We start from the raw sequence: 3750 nt of genomic DNA, 5'->3' as shown, positions 1-3750 counted from the left end.
TGAGAGATAAAGATAGTATAAAAACTAGAGTTAAATTCTAATTCTTTTATTGTGTTTTCATCAAATAAAGCTTGCTTATCTTTATCATATAAAACATAATCTTCACAAAAATATAAAGCTTTTAATAGATAGGGTTTTGAATCGATGTTGATGTTGTTGATATTTTCTAAAGATAGTTTTTGTATATAGGCTATTTTTAAATTATTGATTGCTTGTATAGATACAAGCTTATAATTATTATATTCTTGATTAAAATAATTAAGATTTTCTAAAAATATTTTATACTCATTGATATATTCTTTTTCATTTTGTATATTATTTAAATGCTTAAGACTTTGATTGAAAATATTATTATTATAAAAATTACAAGAAAAACTATCAAAATTAAATTCTTTTAACAAATTACTATTTTTATTATCTATAGAACATAAAGGAGTAAAGGAATTTTGTATGTTTTTGTAGTAGGGGTAGAGAGAGTGGGCGGTGGATGTTGCTTTTCCTCCTAAAGAAGTTATGTTTATTATGAATAGTTTTTTTGTTTTGGTTATTTTTTTAATTGTTGTTAAAATTCCTGATGGTGCTAAATAATACAAAGGTCTTTCATTGATATCTTTTATTAAATATTCTAGTATAATATTTCTAGAAGTTTCATTTTTAACAATATCTTTTAAAAAGTCTAATTCTTCTAGCGTCTGCCTTTTATGAAAATCATCTAAAATAACACTTTTTTCTTGCCAATCTCTAAAACCTGAAATTCTAGCTAAAAAATCTCCAAAATCATAAAGTCCTATATAACAATCTACAATACCATCTTTAATATCCTTAAGATGTTCCATTAATCCTTTATTTGTCATTTTCTAGCCTTTTTAATTTACAAAGAAGAAGTAAAACAATATTTATTAGTTTTCTACTAAAAAGAATGATTATTGATAAATAACATATCATTTCAAATAATCCATATTTTGAAAAATATCTACCTAAATATATGAAATTTAAAAATACAATTGGTGGAAAGAGTAATAAGTTTTCACAAAAAATACTATACACCCAATCTATAATTTTACTAGAAACTCCATATTTACTTTTGCAATTTTTACATTTTATTTCTAATTTGCCTGAGAATATATTCCAAATATTTTGCAATTTATTGATTTTTGTTTTACAAACTTCACATTCTTTATAAATAGACATTTATTTTTCCTATATAATTTAAAAATTATCTTTAAAATTTAAATTATCTTCCGCATGCATTTAATCTTCCTTTAGCAAAATTTATGAAATAATTATATCTTTTTGCTTCATATATTGTTGGGTATATCATTTCTTGAATTTCGGTTTTTAGTTTTGTTTTATATAATAAATTCATTTTTTTATAAGAATTAATCATATTTTCTAATAACTGTTCTTTTTGAGGTATAGAACACATAAAGTTTTTATCTAGGCTTGAAGCAAATGGGATTAAATTAAAAAGAAAATAATCAGCATTAAAGGCTATTTTCATAAGTGCATAAGTGTCAGGCAATGCATCTATTTTGTTAATAAAAATGATATATCTATCCATAATGCTTATAAAATTATTCATTTCGTTTAAATTGGTAGTGCTATTAGAAGCAAGATAAAAATAATTAAGATTAGTTTCACTTTTTCTTCCAAATATACTTACTTTATTTCTAAGAGCTACCAAATAAGCATTGTCTAAACCTAAAATTTGCATAAATTTAAAATCTTTTTTAAAATTATGCATATAATTTAATAGTTCTTTTTGATTAAGTTTTAATTCTTGATTTAAGTTTTGTTCTACAAAAACTTTTTTAAATTCTTCTTCGTTGCTCCAGAATAATTTAGATGTCTCTTTTCTAATTTGATTTTCTTTTTCATAATAATACTTATCCCAAAAGATAAGCTCTAAAGGGCGATAAGCTAAGCTTATAAAGATAACAAAAGCTATAAGTAAACCACAAGGTATATAAAATCTTTTAAGTTTATAAAAAGGTTTTTTCATTTATATTCCTTGATATTTTAAAAATAGTTTTTGTGTCTTTTTCTGTTTCGTTTAAGGTTTTATTTTGAGTGTTAAGTTCTATCTCATTCATTTGTGCATTCTTTTAATTTAGATTGTAGAGTGTTAAGATTTGTCAATGTCTTCTTGTTGAAGTTTTCTAAAATTTTATTAATATTTTCTTTTAGCTTCTCTTTAGCTTGATTATCTAAAAAAAAATCTTTACGAATTCTTCTTGTAACATTATCTGTAATTTTATTTAGTTTTCTCATTGTATTTAAAATTATTGCAGTTTTAGAATTATCAAATTTACATGTGAATTTTTTAGAAAGATCTCCAATATAAATATGGGAAAATCCCCAGTTGTTTCCAATTAAAGAAGATGTATAATAAACAATATGTGAAAAATCATGACTTTTGATTTTATTTTGCAAAAAATCCTCTTCTAAACGAGTATTTAGAAAAAATAAAAAATCTTCAAGTGCATCAAATCTTTCCTTGTCAAATAAAAAATAAGTTTTATGATTTGTGATATTTCTTTCATTGTATAAAAGATAGGATATAATATCGTTATTTAAATTTAAAACAATTCGACTAGCTTTTCTTGAAAGTTCCTCATCTTCATCTAGGAATGAATAAATAGTTAAAGTTCTTATATCTTCAATACTAGCTTGTATCATCTTAAGATTTTTAATAATCATTTGTGTAACTTTTTCTTGATTATAGTTTTCTTTGCTTAAATTCTTAGCATATTCTAATTCTTCCTTACCTTCGTTTTCACTCCATTTGATTAAAGCACTAAGATTTTCTCTTGCTTTGCTTTCATTATCTTCTTTAAACTTTAGAGCTTCATGGATAAACTCATAAACACTACTAACAACTGCAATAAAAACTAATACAATAAAAACTATAATAGAAATTCTTTTTGATATTTTAAGCAATTTTTTTACCTTTAAAGTTAGTATTATTTATTATAGCATTATTAGATACAATCTTAAAATCTTCTTTTATATCATCTATAATGGTATTGCTTTGTTTTGTATTGTTTTCTTGATTTGAATTTTCATCTTGATTTAAATTTTTATTTATTTCTTTGTTTTTATTTTTATTTATTGTTTCATCTTTACTATTTATTTCTTTATTTACAATCAAAGAATTAATATAAGTTTGATAAGCATTTTCTAAATCTTCAAAACCAAGTTTTTTAAATTCATCAATACTTTTATAAAGTTCTTTTCTTGCTTGTAAATAAGTATCATTTAGTTTGTTTTTATGAGAGATAAAGATAGTATAAAAACTAGAGTTAAATTCTAATTCTTTTATTGTGTTTTCATCAAATAAAGCTTGCTTATCTTTATCATATAAAACATAATCTTCACAAAAATATAAAGCTTTTAATAGATAGGGTTTTGAATCGATGTTGATGTTGTTGATATTTTCTAAAGATAGTTTTTGTATATAGGCTATTTTTAAATTATTGATTGCTTGTATAGATACAAGCTTATAATTATTATATTCTTGATTAAAATAATTAAGATTTTCTAAAAATATTTTATACTCATTGATATATTCTTTTTCATTTTGTATATTATTTAAATGCTTAAGACTTTGATTGAAAATATTATTATTATAAAAATTACAAGAAAAACTATCAAAATTAAATTCTTTTAACAAATTACTATTTTTATTATCTATAGAACATAAAGGAGTAAAGGAATTTTGTATGTTTTTGTAGTAGGGGTAGAGAGAGT

At 21.9% G+C, this 3750-nt stretch carries 2 protein-coding genes and 2 pseudogenes; all 4 read right to left on the bottom strand.

Annotated elements, in window-relative coordinates; all coding sequences use genetic code 11:
- A pseudogene (locus tag AJ886_RS10440) lies at positions 1-854 on the bottom strand (hypothetical protein); the annotation flags it as partial.
- A 380-nt stretch (positions 855-1234) separates the two neighbouring features.
- Entirely contained in the window at positions 1235-2002 is a 768-nt protein-coding gene (locus AJ886_RS02670) for a hypothetical protein (RefSeq protein WP_070243606.1), read from the bottom strand.
- An 83-nt stretch (positions 2003-2085) separates the two neighbouring features.
- A complete protein-coding gene (locus AJ886_RS02665) occupies positions 2086-2940 on the bottom strand; it encodes a hypothetical protein (RefSeq protein WP_070287082.1) in 855 nt (284 codons plus the stop codon).
- Positions 2933-3750 (bottom strand): annotated as a pseudogene (locus AJ886_RS02660) (hypothetical protein); the annotation flags it as partial. The gene AJ886_RS02665 and the pseudogene AJ886_RS02660, both read right to left, overlap by 8 nt.

It is taken from the genome of Campylobacter sp. BCW_6465, from assembly GCF_001762815.1.
In the GTDB taxonomy this organism is placed as follows: Bacteria; Campylobacterota; Campylobacteria; order Campylobacterales; family Campylobacteraceae; genus Campylobacter_D; species Campylobacter_D jejuni.
This window is presented reverse-complemented; position numbering and strand designations above follow the sequence as displayed.

Excerpts from the sequence above, each read along its gene's own strand:
- AJ886_RS02670 (WP_070243606.1), bottom strand. The coding sequence starts at position 2,002 with ATGAAAAAACCTTTTTATAAACTTAAAAGATTTTATATACCTTGTGGT.